This window comes from Amycolatopsis sp. NPDC101161 (genome assembly GCF_044768185.1).
In the GTDB taxonomy this organism is placed as follows: Bacteria; Actinomycetota; Actinomycetes; order Mycobacteriales; family Pseudonocardiaceae; genus Amycolatopsis.
The window spans coordinates 17,091-32,942 of record NZ_JBIWPI010000001.1; the positions used below are offsets into that span (position 1 = coordinate 17,091).

General features: G+C 71.1%; 18 protein-coding genes. 10 read left to right on the forward strand and 8 right to left on the reverse strand.

Annotation, left to right across the window (positions count from 1 at the left end; translation table 11 throughout):
- Position 1: 1 nt before the first annotated feature.
- Positions 2 to 1,501 (reverse strand): leucyl aminopeptidase, encoded by a 1,500-nt coding sequence (locus ACIRSS_RS00100; RefSeq protein WP_400888735.1) that lies wholly within the window; start codon positions 1,499 to 1,501, stop codon positions 2 to 4.
- Positions 1,502 to 1,611: 110 nt separating this feature from the next.
- Here ACIRSS_RS00100 and ACIRSS_RS00105 point away from each other — a divergent pair, with 110 nt between their 5' ends.
- On the forward strand, positions 1,612 to 2,460 hold the full coding sequence (locus tag ACIRSS_RS00105) for a hypothetical protein (protein ID WP_400888737.1): 849 nt from the start codon (positions 1,612 to 1,614) through the stop codon (positions 2,458 to 2,460).
- Positions 2,453 to 3,079 carry a DUF402 domain-containing protein gene (locus ACIRSS_RS00110; protein ID WP_400888740.1) on the forward strand — a complete coding sequence of 209 codons (627 nt, stop codon included), beginning with the start codon at positions 2,453 to 2,455 and terminating at the stop codon, positions 3,077 to 3,079. Before ACIRSS_RS00105 ends, ACIRSS_RS00110 begins: the two co-directional genes overlap by 8 nt.
- Here the strand turns inward: ACIRSS_RS00110 and ACIRSS_RS00115 are convergent.
- Complete coding sequence (locus tag ACIRSS_RS00115; RefSeq protein WP_400888743.1) at positions 3,060 to 3,362, reverse strand: hypothetical protein; 303 nt, start codon at positions 3,360 to 3,362, stop codon at positions 3,060 to 3,062. The two genes, ACIRSS_RS00110 and ACIRSS_RS00115, sit on opposite strands and share 20 nt — an antisense overlap.
- A 96-nt stretch (positions 3,363 to 3,458) precedes the next feature.
- Between ACIRSS_RS00115 and ACIRSS_RS00120 the strand changes: the two genes are divergently transcribed.
- Entirely contained in the window at positions 3,459 to 4,562 is a 1,104-nt protein-coding gene (locus tag ACIRSS_RS00120) for a branched-chain amino acid aminotransferase (RefSeq protein ID WP_400888746.1), read from the forward strand.
- A 53-nt stretch (positions 4,563 to 4,615) separates the two neighbouring features.
- Here the strand turns inward: ACIRSS_RS00120 and cobT are convergent, their stop codons facing one another.
- Positions 4,616 to 5,692, reverse strand: coding sequence for a nicotinate-nucleotide--dimethylbenzimidazole phosphoribosyltransferase (gene cobT, locus ACIRSS_RS00125; RefSeq protein WP_400888749.1), 1,077 nt, complete (start codon positions 5,690 to 5,692; stop codon positions 4,616 to 4,618).
- 118 nt (positions 5,693 to 5,810) lie between these two features.
- Here cobT and ACIRSS_RS00130 point away from each other — a divergent pair, with 118 nt between their 5' ends.
- Complete coding sequence (locus tag ACIRSS_RS00130; protein ID WP_400888752.1) at positions 5,811 to 6,488, forward strand: 2-C-methyl-D-erythritol 4-phosphate cytidylyltransferase; 678 nt, start codon at positions 5,811 to 5,813, stop codon at positions 6,486 to 6,488.
- On the opposite strand, the gene ACIRSS_RS00135 is transcribed toward ACIRSS_RS00130, so the two are convergent.
- Positions 6,489 to 6,941 (reverse strand): hypothetical protein, encoded by a 453-nt coding sequence (locus ACIRSS_RS00135; RefSeq protein WP_400888755.1) that lies wholly within the window; start codon positions 6,939 to 6,941, stop codon positions 6,489 to 6,491. It abuts the gene before it with no gap.
- 138 nt (positions 6,942 to 7,079) lie between these two features.
- Here ACIRSS_RS00135 and ACIRSS_RS00140 point away from each other — a divergent pair, with 138 nt between their 5' ends.
- Genes ACIRSS_RS00140 through ACIRSS_RS00150 form a run of 3 tightly spaced genes read left to right on the forward strand, consistent with a single transcriptional unit; the run spans position 7,080 to position 8,873 of the window.
- A complete protein-coding gene (locus ACIRSS_RS00140; RefSeq protein ID WP_400888758.1) occupies positions 7,080 to 7,829 on the forward strand; it encodes a GntR family transcriptional regulator in 750 nt (249 codons plus the stop codon).
- Positions 7,826 to 8,668 (forward strand): phosphoribosylaminoimidazolesuccinocarboxamide synthase, encoded by an 843-nt coding sequence (locus tag ACIRSS_RS00145; protein ID WP_400888761.1) that lies wholly within the window; start codon positions 7,826 to 7,828, stop codon positions 8,666 to 8,668. Before ACIRSS_RS00140 ends, ACIRSS_RS00145 begins: the two co-directional genes overlap by 4 nt.
- Complete coding sequence (locus ACIRSS_RS00150) at positions 8,661 to 8,873, forward strand: hypothetical protein (protein WP_400888764.1); 213 nt, start codon at positions 8,661 to 8,663, stop codon at positions 8,871 to 8,873. Before ACIRSS_RS00145 ends, ACIRSS_RS00150 begins: the two co-directional genes overlap by 8 nt.
- Here ACIRSS_RS00150 and ACIRSS_RS00155 read toward each other — a convergent pair.
- Positions 8,870 to 9,859 carry an aldo/keto reductase family protein gene (locus ACIRSS_RS00155; RefSeq protein WP_400888767.1) on the reverse strand — a complete coding sequence of 330 codons (990 nt, stop codon included), beginning with the start codon at positions 9,857 to 9,859 and terminating at the stop codon, positions 8,870 to 8,872. The two genes, ACIRSS_RS00150 and ACIRSS_RS00155, sit on opposite strands and share 4 nt — an antisense overlap.
- Positions 9,860 to 10,144: 285 nt before the next feature.
- Positions 10,145 to 10,792: a DUF3043 domain-containing protein gene (locus ACIRSS_RS00160; RefSeq protein ID WP_400888770.1), complete on the reverse strand. Its 648-nt coding sequence runs from the start codon at positions 10,790 to 10,792 to the stop codon at positions 10,145 to 10,147.
- Positions 10,793 to 10,938: 146 nt separating this feature from the next.
- Here ACIRSS_RS00160 and ACIRSS_RS00165 point away from each other — a divergent pair, with 146 nt between their 5' ends.
- Positions 10,939 to 11,316 carry an iron-sulfur cluster assembly accessory protein gene (locus tag ACIRSS_RS00165; RefSeq protein ID WP_004562664.1) on the forward strand — a complete coding sequence of 126 codons (378 nt, stop codon included), beginning with the start codon at positions 10,939 to 10,941 and terminating at the stop codon, positions 11,314 to 11,316.
- Positions 11,317 to 11,396: 80 nt separating this feature from the next.
- Here the strand turns inward: ACIRSS_RS00165 and ACIRSS_RS00170 are convergent, their stop codons facing one another.
- Positions 11,397 to 11,567 carry a hypothetical protein gene (locus tag ACIRSS_RS00170; protein WP_400888774.1) on the reverse strand — a complete coding sequence of 57 codons (171 nt, stop codon included), beginning with the start codon at positions 11,565 to 11,567 and terminating at the stop codon, positions 11,397 to 11,399.
- Between the two features lie 148 nt (positions 11,568 to 11,715).
- On the opposite strand from ACIRSS_RS00170, the gene ACIRSS_RS00175 reads away from it, so the two are divergent.
- Positions 11,716 to 12,708 (forward strand): carbohydrate kinase family protein, encoded by a 993-nt coding sequence (locus ACIRSS_RS00175; protein ID WP_400888776.1) that lies wholly within the window; start codon positions 11,716 to 11,718, stop codon positions 12,706 to 12,708.
- 59 nt (positions 12,709 to 12,767) lie between these two features.
- Here ACIRSS_RS00175 and asnB read toward each other — a convergent pair whose 3' ends face one another.
- Complete coding sequence (asnB, locus tag ACIRSS_RS00180; RefSeq protein WP_400888779.1) at positions 12,768 to 14,702, reverse strand: asparagine synthase (glutamine-hydrolyzing); 1,935 nt, start codon at positions 14,700 to 14,702, stop codon at positions 12,768 to 12,770.
- Positions 14,703 to 14,886: 184 nt separating this feature from the next.
- On the opposite strand from asnB, the gene ACIRSS_RS00185 reads away from it, so the two are divergent.
- The gene (locus tag ACIRSS_RS00185) at positions 14,887 to 15,831 is read left to right on the forward strand and encodes a cytochrome c oxidase subunit II (protein WP_400888782.1); all 945 of its coding nucleotides are present in this window, start codon (positions 14,887 to 14,889) and stop codon (positions 15,829 to 15,831) included.
- Positions 15,832 to 15,852 lie beyond the last annotated feature (21 nt).

A 15,852-nucleotide genomic window follows, 5' to 3' on the forward strand; every position in this document is an offset into this window, starting at 1 on the left:
GTCAGCCGTTGGCGGCGATGTCCGCCAGGACCGCGGCGATCGTCCGGACCGGGACGCCCGTGCCGCCCTTGCCGGTGTAGCCCCACGGCGAACCGGTGTTGAACGACGGGCCCGCGATGTCGATGTGGACCCAGTCGAGGCCGTCGGCGACGAACTCGCGCAGGAAGATGCCGGCGGCGAGCATGCCGCCCCAGCGGTGGCCCGTCACGTTGGCCAGGTCGGCCAGGCGCGAGTCGAGGTCGGCGCGCAGCTCCTCCGGCAGCGGCATCGCCCAGCCGTTCTCGCCGGTCGCCTGCATGATCGCGGCGACGCGGTCGCGGAAGTCGTCCGAGCCCATGACCCCTGCGGTGCGGTTGCCGAGCGCGACGACCTGGGCGCCGGTCAGCGTCGAGGTCTCGATCAGGTAGTCCGGGTTCTCCTCGGCCGCGCGGACCATCGCGTCGACCAGGACGAGCCGGCCTTCGGCGTCGGTGTTGAGGACCTCGACGGTCTTGCCGCCGTACATGGTCAGCACGTCACCCGGGCGGTACGACGTGCCGGACGGCAGGTTCTCCGCCAGCGGGATGTGCGCGACGACTTCCAGGGGGTACTTCAGCTTGGCGGCCAGGACGACCGCGGCGAGCACGCCGGCCGCGCCGGACATGTCCGAGGTCATGTGGTCCATGTTCGCGGCGGGCTTGAGCGAGATGCCGCCCGAGTCGAACGTGATGCCCTTGCCGACGAGGGCGACCTTCTTGGCGGCCTTGGCCGGCTTGTAGCCGATGCGCACCAGGCGCGGCTGGCGGGACGAGCCGCCGCCGACGCCGAGGATGCCGCCGAAGCCCTTGCGCTTCAACGCCTTCTCGTCGAGGACCTCGAACTCGAGGCCGTTGTCCTCGGCCAGCTTCTTCGCGCGGTCGGCGAAGGAGGCCGGGTAGAGGTCGTTGGGCGGGGTGTTGATCAGGTCGCGGGCGGTGAGGACGGCCTCGGCGATGCTGGTCGCGGCCTTCAGCGTCGCCTTGTGCTCGCGGGCGGTGCCGTCGGCCGGGCTCGCGAAGTCGACCTTCGCGACCGGCGCGTCGCCCTTCTCCGAGCGGTAGGCGGTGAAGACGTAGGAGCCGAGGACGGTGCCCTCGACGGCGGCCTGCAGGTCGATCTCCGACAGCGTCACGAACGCGCGGTCGGTGCCGGCCAGCGCGCGGCCGGCGGCCCCGGCGGCGCGGCGGACCTGCTCGGGGGTGACCCCGTCGCCGGCCTTGCCCAGGCCGACGGCCAGGACGACACCGGCCGCCAGCTTGCCCAGCGTCGGGATCTTGACGACCTCTTCGGCCTTGCCGCTCGCGCCGAGGGTGGCGAGCAGGCCGGCGAGCCGGCCGTCGAAGGCGGCGTCGACGGCGGCGGCGCCGTCGGCGAGAAGCGGGCCGTCCTCGCCGGCCAGGGTGCCGATGACGACCACGTCGGCGCGCGTCTTGGCCAGTGCCTCCCCGGTGTTGTCGGACAGGGCGAGCTTAGGCACGGTCACTTCTGGCTCCTCGCGCGTTCGCGGTGGTACCGGGCGCCGGCCCGGTCGGGATCGTGAGCCATGCTAATGACGACGGAAGCAGGGGTGAACAGAGGGCGAGGAGGGGCCGCGTGCGGCTGGGCGGTGGGCTGCTGGTGGCGCTGGCGGCCGGAGCGGCGGGCGCGGGCTGGTGGCTGCTCGCCGGGCTGGTGCTCGCGGCGATCGCCGCGGGTGTGACGGCGGCGGTCCCGGAACCGGCGGATGCCCTGGTGGACCGGGTCGTCGTGGCCGTGGCCCGGCTGGCCGAGGTGGTGGTCTACGCGGTCGCGTTCGGCGCTTACGTCTTCCCCTCGCACCGCGAACTCGCGGCCGCGGCGTTCGTCGTGGTGGTCGCCGGGGCGGGGTTCGCCGGGCTGAAGATCCCGACCTTCGTCGTACGGATCGCGGGCGGCCTGCTGCTCGCCGCCGGGCTCGTGCTGGTCGCGCTGTGCGTGGCCGTGACGCCGGTGGCCACCGCGGGCGGCGGTCTGCAGCCGCCGGACTTCGCGGGCGTGCTCGTCGCCGCGGTCGTGTTCCTGCCCTTCCTGCGCCCCGGAAAGCGGGAGTACGCGGGCTGGCGCGTCCTGCTGCTGGGCGCGATCGCTGTGCTGGCCGCCTTCGCCGCGCTCTACCAGCTCGGCGCGGTCCGGCTGGGGTTGTCCTTGACGTCCTTGCGCGACCTGCTTTCCGCCGCCGACGCGGACTCCCTGCAGACGCCGCTCACGGTCATCGCCGTGGTCGCGACCGTGGTGCCCGCGCTCGCCGCCGGCGGCGAGGTCCGCGAGCGCGCCGGCGTGCGCGGGCTGGCGGGGATCGCCGTCGCCGCGGTGGCCGCGTACTTCCTGCCGGCACTGCCCGTGCTCGTCGCGGCCGGGCTGGCGACCGTGATCGAGCTGCTACTGGGCGTACGCGCGCGCAGGTACAGTGGGTCGCGTGAGTGATCGACGCTGGCGGCCGGGGGAGACCGTGGTCGAGCGGTTCCACCGTCCCGACGGCTCGATCGGCCAGGTCCACCCGCTGCGCGTCCTCGACGACGACGGCCGTGTGCTGCGCGCGTGGCTCCCGGCGGGCACGCCGATCATCGGCAGCCGGCTCGCCGACGGCCGCCTGATGCGGGACGCCCCGCTCGACCAGCGGTTCCGCATCCCGCGGGTGCCGGTGCCGGACTTCTGGCACGGCGCGTCGACGCTGCGCCGGATCCCCGAAGACGAGTGGTCGTCGGTCTGGTGGTTCTTCGACCTCGAAGGCCGGTTCAAGAACTGGTACGTCAACCTGGAGATCCCGCTGGGCCGCACGGCCGGCGCGGTCGACCGGATCGACGGCGTGCTCGACGTCGTCGTCGAGCGCGACGGCACGTGGCGCTGGGACGACGAGGACGAGGCCGAGGCCGCCATCGAGGTCGGCCGCCTGACGCTCGAGCAGTTCGACCGGCTGCGCGCGGAAGGTGAGCGGATCGGCGCGCTGGCCGACCGCGGTGCCTACCCGTTCGACGGGACGGACACCGACTTCCGCCCGGACGAGGGCTGGGCGGTGCCCGAGCTCAGCCCGCGGTCAGGATGAGGATCAGCGCCAGCACCGCGTTGACGACGGCGAGGATGACGACCGACTTCGTCGGGATCACCTTCGGGAACGCCTTCTTGCCGTGGATGCTCCGCCACCACACGACGCCGAAGACGCCGGCGACGAGGCCGAGGAAGCCGCCGAAGCCGCTGCTGAGGACGGCCCAGCCGACCATGCCGAGCAGGCCGACGCCGAAGGTCAGCAGCACCGCGGTGACGAACGTCTTGACGTCGGCCCCGCCGGTCTTGGGCCGGGGCACCGGCTGCGTGGAGTGGTAGGTCACGGTGTCATCCTAGAGCCGTCACGCTCCGGGCGCGGGGGACCCGGAACAGTGGGACATCCGACTAACGCGCCTCCGACCAAGCGGTATCGTCTAGCCATGACGACCACGACGCAGTTCGCCCATGTCCCGCACCCGAGTCCTGCGAGCGCGGACCGTGTCGCGGAGGTACTCGAGAAGCCCGGGTTCGGGCTGTACTTCACCGACCACATGGTGACCGTCAAGTGGTCGAAGGCCGAGGGCTGGCACGACGCCCAGGTCGGTCCCTACGCCCCGTTCACCCTCGACCCGGCGACGTCGGTGCTGCACTACGGCCAGGCCATCTTCGAGGGTCTGAAGGCCTACCGCCAGCCGGACGGCTCGATCGCGTCGTTCCGCCCGGACGCCAACGCGGCGCGGTTCCGGCAGTCGGCCGAGCGGCTCGCCATGCCGCAGCTGCCGGAGGAGGTCTTCGTCGAGTCGCTGCGGGAGCTCATCGCCGTCGACGGCCGGTGGGTGCCCACCCGCCAGGGTGACTCCCTCTACCTGCGGCCGTTCATGATCTCGACGTCCACCGGGCTCGGCGTCAACAGCCCGGCCGCCGACTACGTGTACACGGTCATCGCGTCCCCGGCGGGCTCGTACTTCTCCGGCGGCGTGAAGCCGGTGAGCGTCTGGCTGTCGACGGAGTACGTGCGCGCGGCCCCCGGCGGCACCGGCGCGGCGAAGTGCGCCGGCAACTACGCGGCGTCGTTCGTCGCGCAGGCGCAGGCCGTCGAAAAGGGCTGCGACCAGGTGGTCTGGCTCGACGCCGTCGAGCGGCGCTGGGTCGAGGAGATGGGCGGGATGAACCTGTTCTTCGTCTTCGGCTCCGGCGAGAACGCCCGGGTGGTCACCCCCGAGCTGACCGGCTCGCTGCTGCCCGGCGTGACGCGCAAGTCGTTGCTGCAGCTGGCTTCCCGGCTCGGGTACAAGGTCGAGGAGCGCCGGATCTCCACCGACGAGTGGGAGAAGGCGTCGGCTTCGGGTGAGCTGACCGAGACGTTCGCCTGCGGCACGGCGGCGGTGATCACGCCGGTCGGGCACGTCAAGCACACAGGTGGCGAGTTCACCATCGCCGACGGGCAGCCGGGCGCGCTGACGATGAAGCTGCGCGAGGAGCTCACCGGCATCCAGGAAGGCACCCACCCCGACGTCGACCACTGGATGGTCCCGCTCGGCTGATCGGCTTTCGCGAAGAGGCCCCCGCGTTCCCGCGGGGGCCTCTTCGCGCCGGGTCAGGTGGCGGTGGCCGGGATGACCGGGCCGGAGACGCCGGCCTGCTCGTGGGTCGCGGTCTCGGCCAGGACGCGGGCGGCCATCATCAGCAGCGGCAACGCCGTCACCGCGCCGGTGCCTTCGCCCAGGCGGACGTCCAGCTCCAGCAGCGGGCCCAGGTCCAGGTGCTCCAGCGCGAGCGAGTGGGCCGGTTCGGCCGTCCGCTGCCCGGCGACCCACCAGCGGCGCGCGCCCGGCGCGAGGTCTTCGGCGACGAGCGCCGCCGCGCACGCGACGAGGCCGTCGAGCACCACCGGCGTCCGGCGGGCCGCGGCCTGCGCCAGGAACCCGGCCATCGCCGCGATGTCCGCGCCCGCCGTCGTGCGCAGCAGGGCGATCGGGTCGGCCAGGACCGCGCGGGCCCGGCGCAGCGCGTCGCGCACCGCCGCGGCCTTGCGCATCCAGGCGTCGTCGTCGATGCCGGAGCCGCGGCCGACCACCGCGACCGGCTCGCTGCCGGTCAGCGCGGCCACCAGCACCGACGCCGGCGTGCTGTTGCCGATCCCCAGGTCGCCGGGGATGAGCAGGTCGGCGCCGCCGTCGACCTCCGCGTCGGCGATCGCGATCCCGGCGCGGACGGCCTTCTTCACCTCGTCGGCGCTCAGGGCGTCCTCGACGTCGATGGAGCCGGAGCCGCGGCGGACCTTGAACTCGCCGATCGAGCGGGTCGCGGGCGCTTCGGTGTCCACGGCCATGTCGACCACGCGGACGCTCGCGCCCGCGGCGGCGGCCAGCACGTTGATCGCGGCCCCGCCGGTCAGCATGGTGCCGAGCAGCTGCCCGGTGACCTCGGCGGGGTAGGCGGAAACGCCCTTCGCGGCGATCCCGTGGTCGCCGGCGAACACGATCACGCGCGGGCGGGTGAACGGCCGCGGCGGCGACTGGCCCTGGCACGCGGCGATCCAGACGCCCAGCTCTTCGAGCCGGCCGAGCGACCCGGCCGGCTTGACCAGCTTGTCGTGCAGCGCGATCGCGTCGGACCGGGCGTGGTCGTCGGGCGGGGTGATCTCGGGGAACTCGATGCTGTCCGGCTCCACACCAGGCCCTTTCTCGTGCACGGCAACGCTGGGGCCAACCTACCGGCAGCGCGGCAGCTCCCGGCGGCGGCTGCCGTTCGGCCGGCGTTCGCCGGCCGCCCCGGTAGTCTCGCGGCTCGTGGAGACGACGGCGGCCGCGGTGGTGCTGGCCAGCGGCGCGGGCACCCGCGTCGGCGCGAAGCTGAACAAGGTCTACCTGCCCCTGGCCGGGCGGCGGGTGGTCGCCTGGTCGCTCGACGCCTTCCGGCGCGTCCCGGGCATCGGCGTGCTGGTGCTGGTGATCCGGCCGCAGGACCGCGAGCTCGCCGACGAGGTGGCCGGCGACGGCGTCGAGATCGTGCACGGCGGGGACACGCGCCAGGCGTCCGAGCTCAACGCGCTGCGCCACCTCGCCCCGCGCATACGAGGCGGCCGGGTCGACGCCGTGCTGCTGCACGACGCGGCCCGGCCGCTGGTCCACTCCGAGCTGATCGGCGCGGTGTTGGCCCGGACACGCGAGGACGGGGGGGCTGTGCCGGGCCTGGCCGCCGACGACGTCGTCGGAGTGGATGCCGGGCACCTGGTCGCCCAGGTGCCCGGCGCGATCCGAGTCCAGACGCCTCAGGGCTTCCGGGCCGGACCGCTGCTCGAGGCCTACGAACAGGCCGAGCGCGAGGGCTTCGTGGGTACGGACACTTCGTCCTGCATGGAGCGGTTCTCCTCCCTGCCGATCCGCTGGGTCCCGGGTGCTCCCGAGAACCTCAAGATCACCTACCCCCACGACCTGGTGGTCGCGGAGCGGCTGCTCGCCCGCTGACTAGGCGCACGCGGGCGGGCCGCCACCGTCGTTCCCTTCGGTTTCCGTGGTGCCCGTCGGCCGGATAGTCACGTCGTGGCGCAGCTCCGGCGGGATGTGGCACTCCGGCTGTGGCCGCAGTGCCTGCAGCGGCGCGCCCGGGGTGCCGGGCTCCGCGAGCGTGAGCACCGCCCGCAGCGTCCAGACCGGGGTGGCGTGGTACTGCCACGTGACCACCTTCGGGCTGAACACGTCCGTGCCCGGGAACAAGGGCACGCGGTAGGCGCTCGCCCGGTGCTCGTCCCGCAGGACGATGACGTCCGCGCAGGTCGGCCACCGGTGCACGGCCGCGTAGATCTCCGGGGCCTCGCGGCCGCCGAACAGGTGCAGCACCCACTTGCGGCGCCGGAGTTCCTCGAGGAGTTCCTCGAGGCCCTGGCCGCTGGAGCCGTTGTGCGCTGTGGGCGGGGACACACTTTCGAGGGTAACTTGCGTACTAGAGCGCAGTCCAGCACGTGTACTAGTACACCTGGGTGGTTCTGAACAGGTCTTTGTGGGAGACACCCCGGCGTGCTAGAACACTTGTGCGTGTTGTCCTTGTGAGGAGCCGCCTTGCCCACCCTCGACCGTCCTGAGCCGCCGTACCTGCAGATCGCGGGCCGCATCCGTGACGACATCCTGTCCGGCCGGCTGCAGGAGGGCGACGCGGTGCCGTCCGCCCGCGAGATCGCGCGCACGTGGGCCGTCGCCATGGCGACGGCCACCAAGGTGCTGGCCACGCTCCGCTCGCAGGGGCTCGTGCGCCCGGTGCGCGGCGTCGGCACGGTCGTCGACCGCGGCGGCCTGCACCGCACGGCCCGCGACCGCAGCGCCGCTTCGGTGCGCACGGGCCGGATCTACCCGCCCGGCCACTTCGCGGTGATCCGCTCGGCCGGCCTCGAGCCGGCGTCCGAGCGCGCCGCGGCCGCGCTGGGCCTGGAGGAGGGCGCCCCGGCGATCCGGCGGCGCCGTACCACCTACGGGCCGGATTCGCGGCCGCTGTCGACGTCGACGTCGTGGTTCGACGGCGTGCTGTCGGCGAAGGCGCCGGCGCTGCTGGTGCCGGAGCGGATCGTCGAGGGCACGTCGGTGCACGCGGCCACACGCTTGGGCACGAGCATCGCGACGACGCAGGAACGGCACGCGGCGGGCCGCGCGGGCGAGGAGGAGGCGGCCGAGCTGGAGCTGCCGGCCGGGTCGCCGGTGCTGCTCGGCCGGAGCACCTTCCTGGCGGCCGACGGGACGGTCGTCGAGTACGGTGAATCCGCCGCCTTGCCGGACCACTGGATTTTCTACGAGTACACGACTGAGGACGGCGAATGAAGCACATCCACGCGGGCAAGGTCCGTGACCTGTACGAACTCGACGGCGGGGACATCCTGCTCGTCGCGTCCGACCGGGTTTCGGTCTACGACGTCTCGCTGCCGACGCCGATCCCGGACAAGGGCGCGCTGCTCAACCAGCTGTCCGCGTGGTGGTTCGAGCGGATGGCCGGCGTCGTCCCGAACCACGTGGTGTCGACGACGGACGTGCCGGCGGAGTTCGCCGGCCGCGCGATGCGCTGCAAGCCGCTGAAGATGGTCCAGGTCGAGTGCATCGCCCGCGGCTACCTCGCCGGCCTGGGCCTGCGCGAGTACCAGCGCGACGGCAAGATCTCCGGCGTCGCGCTGCCGCCGGGCCTGGTCGAGGGCGACAAGCTGCCGGAGCCGATCTTCACGCCGACGACGAAGATCTCCGACACCGGCCACGACGAGTTCATGACCTTCGACGAGGTGCTGAACGAGATCGGCGAAGACACCGCGAAGCGGCTTCGCGAGCTGACGCTGGAGATCTACACGAAGGGCGCCGAACACGCGGCGGCCCAAGGCGTCATCATCGCCGACACGAAGCTGGAGTTCGGCTTCGATGCCGACGGCACGCTGACCCTCGGCGACGAGGTCCTGACGTCGGACTCGTCACGGTTCTGGCCGGCCGACGAGTGGGAGCCGGGCCGTCCGCAGCACGCGTTCGACAAGCAGTTCGTCCGCGACTGGTCGCTGACGACCGGCTGGGACAAGACCCCGCCCGGGCCGGAGATCCCCGCGGAGATCGTCGAGCAGACGCGGCAGCGCTACACGGAGGTCTACGAGCGGATCACCGGGAAGACCTGGGTCCGTGGGTGATTACGACCCGTACAAGCTGATCGACGAAGTCGAGACGCTGCTGGTTTCGCACGGCCTCGCGCCGTCGCGGGTGCCCGGGCGAGGAGGCGACCGGCTGGCGGGGGCCAGCCGCCTCCTGCGCGGCTTCGGGCTGCAGCCCCGGCTGGCCCCGGAAGACGCGTTCGAGTTCGATGTGCCGTTCCAGGGCCGGATCAACCAGGACTAGGGGCTCTTGGTCAGGCTCGCGTCGCGCTCGACGACGTCGCCGAGGACGTCGTCGATGGCCGTCATGAGGTCGGCGTCGAGCTTCTTGCCGGCGGCCTTGACGTTCTCGTGCACCTGCTCCGGGCGAGAGGCCCCGATGATCGCCGAGGCGACGTTCGGGTTCTGCAGCACCCACGCGACGGCGAGCTGCGCGAGGGAGAGGTCCGCCTGCTCGGCGAGCGGTTCCAGCTCGGCGACGCGCTTGAGGACGGTCTCGTCGAGGAAGCGCGCGACCATGTTGGCGCCGCCCTTCTCGTCGGTGGCCCGCGAGCCGGCGGGGTAGTCCTGGCCCGGCTTGTACTTGCCGGTCAGCACGCCCTGCGCGATCGGCGACCAGACGATCTGGCTGAGGCCTTCCCGCTCCGAGGTGGGGATGACCTGGTCCTCGATGACGCGCCAGAGCATGTTGTACTGCGGCTGGTTGGAGACGAAGGGGATCTTCAGCTCCCGGGCGAGGGCGGCCCCGCGCGAGATCTGCTCGGCGGTCCACTCGGAGACGCCGACGTAGAGCACCTTGCCCTGGCGGACGAGGTCGGCGAAGGCGAGCATGGTCTCTTCGAGCGGAACGGTCCGGTCGAACCGGTGCGCCTGGTAGAGGTCGACGTAGTCGGTGCCGAGCCGCTGCAGGGACGCGTTCGCGGACTCCATGATGTGCTTGCGGGACAGGCCCTTGTCGTTGGGGCCCTTGGGACCGGTGGGCCAGAAGACCTTGGTGAAGATCTCGAGGCTTTCCCGCCGCTGGCCCTTGAGGCCACGGCCCAGCACCGATTCGGCGGCGGTGTTGGCGTAGACATCGGCGGTGTCGAAGGTGGTGATGCCGGCCTCGAGGGCGGCCTTGATGCAGGCGTGCGCCTGGTCCTCCTCGACCTGGGAACCGTGGGTGAGCCAGTTCCCGTACGAGATCTCACTGACGTTGAGGCCACTACGGCCGAGACGACGAAACTCCATGGGGCTCAGCCTAGGCGGTAATCGTTTGCTTTGCTAACGACCCTGGAGTGACTCCAGCCTCGCCCGGTGGGCTCGCCGGCGCCGAGCGGTACCGCGTGCGGAACTCAAGGGGCGGATACGCCGGTGGGCTGGGGGCCCGGGCGACCCTGCCGGTGTGCAGCGGTCGGGCGGCCGGAGGCTAGCCCGCTCAGCGAGAAGGGTGCGACCTTTGGCTTGGGGTGCGGGCGAGCATCGACAGCAAGAAGCCGGGTGGAGGCTCGCTCCACCCGGCTTCTCGAAACCAGCTCAGTTCGGGATCGGATCCCCGGCCTTCAGCCGCGGCTTGGGCACCCGCAACCGCCGGATCTGGGAAGCCCGCACGAACGCGTACCACCCGATCGACCGGCCGCTCACCGCTTCCTTCGGGAACTTCTCCCGCGCCAGCTTCGCGATCTTGCGGCCGTTCACGAAGCCCTCGATCGCCATCACCAGCAGCATCGCCGTGCACAGCAGCGTGATGTACGACTGGACCTTGGGCAGCGGCACCAGCAGCGCCAGGAACACCAGGATCGCCAGCGGCATGAACAGGCCCAGCAGGTTGCGCCGGCTGTCGACCAGGTCGCGGACGTACCTCTTGACCGGCCCGCGGTCGCGCGGCAGCAGGGCGCTGTCGTCGCCGCGCATCATCGCGTCGCGGCGGGCCTTCGCCGCCGCGCGGCGGTCTTCCTTGGTCTGCGGGTTCGACTTGCGCAGTTCCTTGTTGCGCTTCATCGCCTCGCGCATGGTGGTCGGCGGGGGCGCCACCGGGCCGCGCCGCTTCGCCTCCGCGTCACGCCGCTTCGGCGTAGCCTTGCCCTTACCGGGCGTGAACGACTTGCCGCCGACGTCGAGGGCTTCGGTCGTCTCCGGCTCTTCGGCGGCGGTGTCTGTGGTGCTTCGGCGCAGGAACCTCACCTCACCAGGGTATTGCAGGCGTCACGCCGCCGTTCACCAGGTCGATCCATGTGCGACCATGGTGGGGGAACAGATCGGACGCACCGCGTGTTGAAGACGTCAGCACGAGGAGTATCCGCAGCGAGTTCGAACTTAGAGGGAGTGCCATGACGACCGCTGAGCACGCCGGCGCGACGCAGGCCGAGACCGCCGAGGAGACCCACGGCGTCACGTTGACCGACGCCGCGGCTTCCAAGGCGAAGGCCCTGCTCGAGCAGGAGGGCCGCGACGACATGCACCTGCGCATCGCCGTCCAGCCGGGTGGCTGCGCGGGCCTGCGCTACCAGCTGTTCTTCGACGAGCGCACGCTCGACGGCGACCTGTTCCGCGACTTCGACGGCCTCAAGGTCGCCGTGGACCGGATGAGCGCGCCGTACGTGTCGGAAGCCGTCATCGACTTCGTGGACACGATCGAGAAGCAGGGCTTCACGATCGACAACCCGAACGCCACCGGCTCCTGCGCCTGCGGCGACTCGTTCCACTGAGTCGTCCGCGAGAAGATCCACAGCACGCGAGAAGGCCCCGCTTCCCGGAAGGGAGGCGGGGCCTTCTTCGTCTCTGCGGACTACACGTACGCGTCGAGCTCGGCCACCTGGGCGTGGCACGCCTCGTCGACCACCCACGGCTCGGCCGTGACGCGGGGCAGCGGCAGGCTCTCGGCCTGCAACGTCGCCGGGATGAGCGCGCAGTCGGCGATCAGCTCGGACAGGGTCTCGGGTTCGGTGACGGCGTTCACGATTCGTAACGCTATTGATCCGCTCTCGACTGGAGAAGGAGTACCAGCCGGTAGTGTCGGCTGGGCACGCGCGAACTACCCGGTTGGGTCATGACCCGGGGGTAACTTCGCGCCTTTTGCCGTGAGGTCGAGCACAAAGGAGCAGCCGGTGGCAGACAGGGCCAGGATCGCGGTGTCCGGCAGTATCGCAACCGACCACCTCATGCATTTCCCGGGCAGGTTCGCGGAGCAGCTGGTCGCCGAGCAGCTGCACCGGGTCTCGCTGAGCTTCCTCGCCGACGACCTCGTGGTCCGGCGCGGCGGCATCGGCGCGAACATCGCCTTCGGCCTCGGGGTGCTCGGCGTGCAGCCGGTGCTCGTGGGCGCCGTCGGCGCCGACTTCGCGGACTACCGCTCCTGGCTGGAGCGCCACGGCGTCGACACGTCCGGCGTGCACGTGTCGGAGGTCGCGCACACGGCGCGGTTCGTCTGCACGACCGACGAGGACCTCTGCCAGATCGCGACGTTCTACGCCGGCGCGATGGCCGAGTCCCGCAACATCGAGCTGCAGCCGATCGCCGAGCGCGCCGGCGACCTCAGCCTGGTGCTGATCAGCCCGGACGACCCCGAGGGCATGGTCCGCCACGCCGAGGAGTGCCGCCAGCGCGGGTACGCGTTCGCCGTCGACCCGTCGCAGCAGCTGGCCCGGATGACCGGCGAGCAGGCGCGCGCGTTCGTCGCCGGCGCGAAGTACCTGTTCAGCAACGACTACGAGTGGGAGCTGCTGCTCCAGAAGACCGGCTGGACCGAGGCCGACGTCCTCGACCAGGTCGGCCTGCGGATCACGACGCTGGGGGAGAAGGGCGTCGAGATCGTCGGCAAGGACGGCGTGGCCCTGCAGATCGGCGCGGTCCCCGAGCGCGCGAAGGCCGACCCGACGGGCGTCGGCGACGGCTTCCGCGCGGGCTTCCTGGCCGGTCTCGACGGCGGCCTGAACGTCGAGCGCGCGGCCCAGCTCGGCTCGCTGATCGCGGTGCTGGTCCTGGAGACGGTCGGCACGCAGGAGTGGACGTTCGACCGCGCCGAGGCCCTGGCCCGCATCGGCGAGGCCTTCGGCCCGGAGGCGGCCGAGGAGATCTCGGCGGTCCTGCCCGCCGCCTGAGCCCGGACACGACGAAGGCCCCGCACCAAAACCGGTGCGGGGCCTTCGTCACCCGAGCGTCAGAGCTTCACCGGGTAGACCGGCTCCGGGATCTCCGGCTTGATCCGGTGCTCGACGAAGATGCCGTGCCACAGCATGAACACGATCAGCGCCCACAGCTGGCGGCTGCGGTCCAGCTGACCCGCCTTGTGCTCCTCCAGCAGCGCCAGGATCGCCTTCTTGTCCAGCAGCTCGTCGGTCTTCGAATCGTTGATGATCCCCTTGGCCCAGTCGTACATCTCGTTGCGCAGCCACAGCCGGATCGGCACCGGGAAGCCGAGCTTGCGCCGGTTGAGCACGTGCGCGGGGATGATCTTCGCCAGCGCCTGGCGCAGCGCGTACTTCGTGGTGCCGTGGGCCAGCTTCTGGTCCAGCGGGATCGACGCGGCGACCTTGAACACCTCGGCGTCCAGGAACGGCACCCGCAGCTCGAGCGAGTTCGCCATGGTGACCTTGTCGGCCTTGACCAGGATGTCGCCGCGCAGCCACGTGTAGAGGTCGACGTGCTGCATGCGGGCGACCGGGTCCCAGCCGCGCGAGACGTCGTACCAGGGCGCCGTGACGTCCTTGAAGCCCACGCCTTCCTGGTAGCTCTTCAGGACGTTGCGCAGCTGGTCGTCGCGGAAGTTGCGGGCGTTGCCGTAGTAGCGGTCCTCCAGCGGCAGCGCGCCGCGGCGCAGCAGGTCCTTGCCGCGGGTGCCCTCGGGGATCTTGGTCGAGACCTTGCCGATGAGCTTGCGCATGCCGCCCGGGATCTTCTCGAACGGCGCCAGCGAAATCGGCTCGTTGTAGATCGTGTAGCCGCCGAACAGCTCGTCCGCGCCCTCGCCCGAGAGCACCGCCTTGACGTGCTTGCGGGCCTCGCGGGCGATGAACCACAGCGGGACCAGCGCGGGGTCGGCCACCGGGTCGTCGAGGTACCAGACGATGAGCGGCAGGACCTCCATCATCTCGTCCGCGGTGACCGTGCGGACGACGTGCTTCACGCCGATCGCGGCGGCCGACTCGGCGGCGACGTCGACCTCGGAGTAGCCCTCGCGCTCGAACCCGGTGGTGAACGCGATCAGGTTCGGGTTGTGCTCCTTGGCCAGCGTCGCGGTGGCCGTGGAGTCGATGCCGCCCGACAGGAAGGCGCCCACGGTGACGTCGGGGTCGGAGATCATGTGCTTGCCGACCGAGTCGCGCATCACATCGGCGATCCGCTGGTACAGCTCCTCCGCCTCACCGGGTCCGTTGACCGGCTTGGCGCTGAACTGCGGGTGGAAGTAGCGGGTGAACTCCACCTCACCGCCCGGGACGACCTCGAACGAGGTGCCGGACTCGACGCGGCGGATCGCGGTGTGCAGCGACTCGGGCTCGGGCACGTACTGCAGGACCAGGTAGTGCTGGAGGGCCTTGCGGTCCAGCTCCTGGGCGACGCCGAGGGTGTCCGACAGCTCCAGCAGGCTCTTCTTCTCGCTGGAGAACGCCACCCCGCCGGGGCCGGCCGAGTAGAACAGCGGCTTGATCCCGAACGGGTCGCGGGCGCCGAAGACCTTCTTCTCCTGGGAGTCCCAGATCATGAAGGCGAACATGCCGCGCAGGCGCTTGACCCAGTCGGCGCCCAGGTAGTGGAAGCCGGCGACGATGGCCTCGCCGTCGCCCTCGGTCTCGAACTTCGCCCCGTGCCGCTCGGCCAGCTCGGCGCGCAGCTCCAGGTAGTTGTAGATCTCGCCGTTGAAGTTCATCGTGTACCGGCCGGGCGCCTCCGGCGGGCCCCAGACCAGCGGCTGGTGGGCGTGCTCGACGTCGATGAAGGCGAGCCGGTTGAAGCCGTAGACGACCTCGGCGTCGGCCCAGGTGTCCTGCTCGTCGGGGCCGCGGTGGCGCTGGCAGCGCATGGCCGCGCCGACGGCTTCACGCGCGTTCGCCGCGCCGGTCTCGGTCGCGCAGATCAGTCCAAGCAGGCCGCACACGGGTACTCACACACCTTCGGAGTTCTCACCGGGCTGGGGAAGGCCCCAGTATGCCGGGGCCGCCGTGGCGCGTAACACGCGCGTCGATGGTTACCCCTTGGTCAGCGGGACCGGCCAACTCGGCTAGAGTCCGGCTGTCACAAAGATCTGTCGTAGGAGGCTCTGGGTGAAAGGGCGAGGCGCAGTGGGACAACCCAAGCGCACCCTGGGGAAGCGGACCGTGCGCGTCGCCGCGCTGGCCGTGCTGGTCGCGCTGACCGCGACGGGCTGCTCCGGCGACGAGATCCTGCGGTTCGGCTGGCCGGTGGGCGTCACGCACCAGGCCGACCAGATGCGCACGCTGTGGACCTGGACCGTGGTGGCCGCGCTGATCGTCGGCGCCATCGTGTGGGCCCTGATCTTCTGGACCGCGGCGTTCCACCGCAAGAAGAAGACGGCCGACGGCGAGCCGGAGGAGCTGCCCCGGCAGTTCCAGTACAACATCCCGCTCGAGCTGTTCACGGTCGTCGTCCCGACGATCATGGTCTGCGTCCTGTTCTTCTTCACCGCGACGACGGAGTCGAAGGTCCTGGACAAGGTCCCGAACCCGGACGTCAAGGTCCAGGTCGTGGCCTTCCAGTGGAACTGGGAGTTCAAGTACGAGGACGCCAACGCGGCGAAGCCCGACGGCAGCGGCCAGGTCAGCACGGTCGGCTCGTCCGGCGAGATCCCGCTGCTGGTGCTCCCGGTCGGCAAGGTCATCCAGTACGACCTCCTCTCCACCGACGTGATCCACTCCTTCTGGGTGCCGGAGTTCCACTTCAAGCGGGACGTCATGCCGAACCCGGACAAGAACAACCAGGACAGCTCCTTCCAGAACACGATCGACCGCGAAGGCTCCTTCGTCGGCCGGTGCGCGGAGCTGTGCGGCACCTACCACTCGGTGATGAACTTCGAGGTCCGCGCGCTGTCGCCGGACAAGTACGACCAGTACATCCAGCTGCGCAAGCAGGTGAACCCGGCCACCGGCCAGACGTTCACCGCGTCCGAAGCGCTGGCGAAGATGAACTGCGGCGTGCTGTGCACCCCGCACGCGGTGACCACCCAGCCGTTCAACACCGACCGCACGGCGCGGACCGCGTCCAACTGACGGCGTCGTCACACAGGGAGT

Excerpts from the sequence above, each read along its gene's own strand:
- ACIRSS_RS00120 (WP_400888746.1), top strand. The coding sequence starts at position 3,459 with ATGACGACCACGACGCAGTTCGCCCATGTCCCGCACCCGAGTCCTGCG.
- ACIRSS_RS00165 (WP_004562664.1), top strand. The coding sequence starts at position 10,939 with ATGACGACCGCTGAGCACGCCGGCGCGACGCAGGCCGAGACCGCCGAG.
- ACIRSS_RS00145 (WP_400888761.1), top strand. The coding sequence starts at position 7,826 with ATGAAGCACATCCACGCGGGCAAGGTCCGTGACCTGTACGAACTCGAC.
- ACIRSS_RS00155 (WP_400888767.1), bottom strand. The coding sequence starts at position 9,859 with ATGGAGTTTCGTCGTCTCGGCCGTAGTGGCCTCAACGTCAGTGAGATC.